Annotated in this window: 2 rRNA genes; both read left to right on the plus strand. The window is 57.1% G+C overall.

From position 1 onward, the window contains the following. Positions 1 to 189: 189 nt before the first annotated feature. Positions 190 to 1718: ribosomal RNA gene (locus ADL29_RS38565) — 16S ribosomal RNA — on the plus strand. 301 nt (positions 1719 to 2019) lie between these two features. Continuing rightward, positions 2020 to 5141 (plus strand): 23S ribosomal RNA (locus ADL29_RS38570). The 16S and 23S rRNA genes sit together here, the layout of an rRNA operon. Positions 5142 to 5162: the final 21 nt, after the last annotated feature.

A 5162-nucleotide genomic window follows, 5' to 3' on the forward strand; every position in this document is an offset into this window, starting at 1 on the left:
CAAAGGAAGCGTCCGTTCCTTGAGAACTCAACAGCGTGCCAAAAGTCAACGCCAGATATGTTGATACCCCGTCTCCATCACGGAGATGAGGTTCCTTTGTAAAAACACAGCGAGGACGCTGTGAACGACCGGGCCTATTCCGCCTGGTTGTTCCGCTCTCGTGTGTGTCGACCGGATATCCGGTAAACATTCACGGAGAGTTTGATCCTGGCTCAGGACGAACGCTGGCGGCGTGCTTAACACATGCAAGTCGAACGATGAACCTCCTTCGGGAGGGGATTAGTGGCGAACGGGTGAGTAACACGTGGGCAATCTGCCCTTCACTCTGGGACAAGCCCTGGAAACGGGGTCTAATACCGGATACGACACGGGGTCGCATGACCTCCGTGTGGAAAGCTCCGGCGGTGAAGGATGAGCCCGCGGCCTATCAGCTTGTTGGTGGGGTGATGGCCTACCAAGGCGACGACGGGTAGCCGGCCTGAGAGGGCGACCGGCCACACTGGGACTGAGACACGGCCCAGACTCCTACGGGAGGCAGCAGTGGGGAATATTGCACAATGGGCGAAAGCCTGATGCAGCGACGCCGCGTGAGGGATGACGGCCTTCGGGTTGTAAACCTCTTTCAGCAGGGAAGAAGCGAGAGTGACGGTACCTGCAGAAGAAGCGCCGGCTAACTACGTGCCAGCAGCCGCGGTAATACGTAGGGCGCAAGCGTTGTCCGGAATTATTGGGCGTAAAGAGCTCGTAGGCGGCTTGTCACGTCGGATGTGAAAGCCCGGGGCTTAACCCCGGGTCTGCATTCGATACGGGCAGGCTAGAGTTCGGTAGGGGAGATCGGAATTCCTGGTGTAGCGGTGAAATGCGCAGATATCAGGAGGAACACCGGTGGCGAAGGCGGATCTCTGGGCCGATACTGACGCTGAGGAGCGAAAGCGTGGGGAGCGAACAGGATTAGATACCCTGGTAGTCCACGCCGTAAACGTTGGGAACTAGGTGTGGGCGACATTCCACGTCGTCCGTGCCGCAGCTAACGCATTAAGTTCCCCGCCTGGGGAGTACGGCCGCAAGGCTAAAACTCAAAGGAATTGACGGGGGCCCGCACAAGCAGCGGAGCATGTGGCTTAATTCGACGCAACGCGAAGAACCTTACCAAGGCTTGACATACACCGGAAAACCCTGGAGACAGGGTCCCCCTTGTGGTCGGTGTACAGGTGGTGCATGGCTGTCGTCAGCTCGTGTCGTGAGATGTTGGGTTAAGTCCCGCAACGAGCGCAACCCTTGTTCTGTGTTGCCAGCATGCCCTTCGGGGTGATGGGGACTCACAGGAGACTGCCGGGGTCAACTCGGAGGAAGGTGGGGACGACGTCAAGTCATCATGCCCCTTATGTCTTGGGCTGCACACGTGCTACAATGGCCGGTACAATGAGCTGCGATACCGCGAGGTGGAGCGAATCTCAAAAAGCCGGTCTCAGTTCGGATTGGGGTCTGCAACTCGACCCCATGAAGTCGGAGTTGCTAGTAATCGCAGATCAGCATTGCTGCGGTGAATACGTTCCCGGGCCTTGTACACACCGCCCGTCACGTCACGAAAGTCGGTAACACCCGAAGCCGGTGGCCCAACCCCTTGTGGGAGGGAATCGTCGAAGGTGGGACTGGCGATTGGGACGAAGTCGTAACAAGGTAGCCGTACCGGAAGGTGCGGCTGGATCACCTCCTTTCTAAGGAGCTTCTAGGCAGCCGTAAGGTTGTCCAGAGCCACTACGTCGGCGAATGTTCGACGGTGGTTTGCTCATGGGTGGAACGTTGACTACTCGGCACACTTGGTTGGTTGTCACTAGTACTGCTTCGGCGTGGAACGTGGGGATTGATGAAGTGGGTCGGGCACGCTGTTGGGTATCTGAGGGTACGGACTACGGTCTGGACCTTCGCGATGCCGGCCCCGGTAAAGGCTCACTTTGGTGGGTTGTGACGGGTGGCTGGTCGTTGCTTGAGAACTGCACAGTGGACGCGAGCATCTGTGGCCAAGTTTTTAAGGGCGCACGGTGGATGCCTTGGCACCAGGAACCGATGAAGGACGTGGGAGGCCACGATAGGCCCCGGGGAGCTGTCAACCAAGCTTTGATCCGGGGGTGTCCGAATGGGGAAACCCGGCAGTCGTCATGGGCTGTCACCCATACCTGAACACATAGGGTATGTGGAGGGAACGCGGGGAAGTGAAACATCTCAGTACCCGCAGGAAGAGAAAACAACCGTGATTCCGGGAGTAGTGGCGAGCGAAACCGGATGAGGCCAAACCAGTCACGTGTGATACCCGGCAGGGGTTGCGTGGTTGGGGTTGTGGGATCTCTTTTCTGCAGTCTGCCGGCTGTGGGACGAGTCAGAAACCGTTGATGTAGGCGAAGGACATGCGAAAGGTCCGGCGTAGAGGGTAAGACCCCCGTAGCTGAAACATTGACGGCTCGTTTAAGAGACACCCAAGTAGCACGGGGCCCGAGAAATCCCGTGTGAATCTGGCGGGACCACCCGTTAAGCCTAAATATTCCCTGGTGACCGATAGCGGATAGTACCGTGAGGGAATGGTGAAAAGTACCGCGGGAGCGGAGTGAAATAGTACCTGAAACCGTGTGCCTACAAGCCGTGGGAGCGTCGCGCAGGGAACTTGTTCCTTGCGTCGTGACTGCGTGCCTTTTGAAGAATGAGCCTGCGAGTTTGCGGTATGTTGCGAGGTTAACCCGTGTGGGGAAGCCGTAGCGAAAGCGAGTCCGAATAGGGCGTTGAGTAGCGTGCCCAAGACCCGAAGCGGAGTGATCTAGCCATGGGCAGGTTGAAGCGGAGGTAAGACTTCGTGGAGGACCGAACCCACCAGGGTTGAAAACCTGGGGGATGACCTGTGGTTAGGGGTGAAAGGCCAATCAAACTCCGTGATAGCTGGTTCTCCCCGAAATGCATTTAGGTGCAGCGTCGTGTGTTTCTTGCCGGAGGTAGAGCACTGGATAGGCGATGGGCCCTACCGGGTTACTGACCTTAGCCAAACTCCGAATGCCGGTAAGTGAGAGCGCGGCAGTGAGACTGTGGGGGATAAGCTCCATGGTCGAGAGGGAAACAGCCCAGAGCATCGACTAAGGCCCCTAAGCGTGTGCTAAGTGGGAAAGGATGTGGAGTCGCAGAGACAACCAGGAGGTTGGCTTAGAAGCAGCCACCCTTGAAAGAGTGCGTAATAGCTCACTGGTCAAGTGATTCCGCGCCGACAATGTAGCGGGGCTCAAGCACACCGCCGAAGTCGTGTCATTGCAGCATGAGGGCTAACGCCTGCTGTGATGGGTAGGGGAGCGTCGTGTGCCGGGTGAAGCAGCCGTGGAAACGAGTTGTGGACGGTTCACGAGTGAGAATGCAGGCATGAGTAGCGATACAAGAGTGGGAAACTCTTGCGCCGATTGACTAAGGGTTCCTGGGTCAAGCTGATCTGCCCAGGGTAAGTCGGGACCTAAGGCGAGGCCGACAGGCGTAGTCGATGGACAACCGGTTGATATTCCGGTACCCGCTTTGAAGCGCCAAACATTGAATCAGGCGATGCTAAGGCCGTGAAGCCGCCCTGGATCCTTCGGGTGAAGGGGAGTGGTGGAGCCGCTGAACCAGACTTGTAGTAGGTGAGTGATGGGGTGACGCAGGAAGGTAGTCCAGCCCGGGCGGTGGTTGTCCCGGGGTAAGGGTGTAGCCCGAGAGATAGGCAAATCCGTCTCTCATTGAGGGTGAGACCTGATGCCGAGCCGATTGTGGTGAAGTGGATGATCCTATGCTGTCGAGAAAAGCCTCTAGCGAGTTTCATGGCGGCCCGTACCCTAAACCGACTCAGGTGGTCAGGTAGAGAATACCGAGGCGTTCGGGTGAACTATGGTTAAGGAACTCGGCAAAATGCCCCCGTAACTTCGGGAGAAGGGGGGCCATTTCTGGTGAGGGAACTTGCTTCCTGAGCTGGGGGTGGCCGCAGAGACCAGCGAGAAGCGACTGTTTACTAAAAACACAGGTCCGTGCGAAGCCGTAAGGCGATGTATACGGACTGACGCCTGCCCGGTGCTGGAACGTTAAGGGGACCGGTTAGTCGACCTTCGGGTCGGCGAAGCTGAGAACTTAAGCGCCAGTAAACGGCGGTGGTAACTATAACCATCCTAAGGTAGCGAAATTCCTTGTCGGGTAAGTTCCGACCTGCACGAATGGCGTAACGACTTCTCGACTGTCTCAACCATAGGCCCGGTGAAATTGCATTACGAGTAAAGATGCTCGTTTCGCGCAGCAGGACGGAAAGACCCCGGGACCTTTACTATAGCTTGATATTGGTGTTCGGTTCGGCTTGTGTAGGATAGGTGGGAGACTGTGAAGCATCAACGCCAGTTGGTGTGGAGTCATTGTTGAAATACCACTCTGGTCGTGCTGGATGTCTAACCTGGGTCCGTGATCCGGATCAGGGACAGTGTCTGGTGGGTAGTTTAACTGGGGCGGTTGCCTCCTAAAGGGTAACGGAGGCGCCCAAAGGTTCCCTCAGCCTGGTTGGCAATCAGGTGTTGAGTGTAAGTGCACAAGGGAGCTTGACTGTGAGACTGACGGGTCGAGCAGGTACGAAAGTAGGGACTAGTGATCCGGCGGTGGCTTGTGGAAGCGCCGTCGCTCAACGGATAAAAGGTACCCCGGGGATAACAGGCTGATCTTCCCCAAGAGTCCATATCGACGGGATGGTTTGGCACCTCGATGTCGGCTCGTCGCATCCTGGGGCTGGAGTCGGTCCCAAGGGTTGGGCTGTTCGCCCATTAAAGCGGTACGCGAGCTGGGTTTAGAACGTCGTGAGACAGTTCGGTCCCTATCCGCTGTGCGCGTAGGAGTCTTGAGAAGGGCTGTCCCTAGTACGAGAGGACCGGGACGGACGAACCTCTGGTGTGCCAGTTGTCCTGCCAAGGGCATGGCTGGTTGGCTACGTTCGGAAAGGATAACCGCTGAAAGCATCTAAGCGGGAAGCCTGCTTCGAGATGAGGGCTCCCTCCCACTTGATGGGGTAAGGCTCCCAGTAGACGACTGGGTTGATAGGCCAGATATGGAAGCGCCGTAAGGTGTGGAGTTGACTGGTACTAATAGGCCGAGGGCTTGTCCTCAGTTGCTCGCGTCCACTGTGT

This window comes from Streptomyces chattanoogensis, from assembly GCF_001294335.1.
GTDB classification, from domain to species: Bacteria; Actinomycetota; Actinomycetes; order Streptomycetales; family Streptomycetaceae; genus Streptomyces; species Streptomyces chattanoogensis.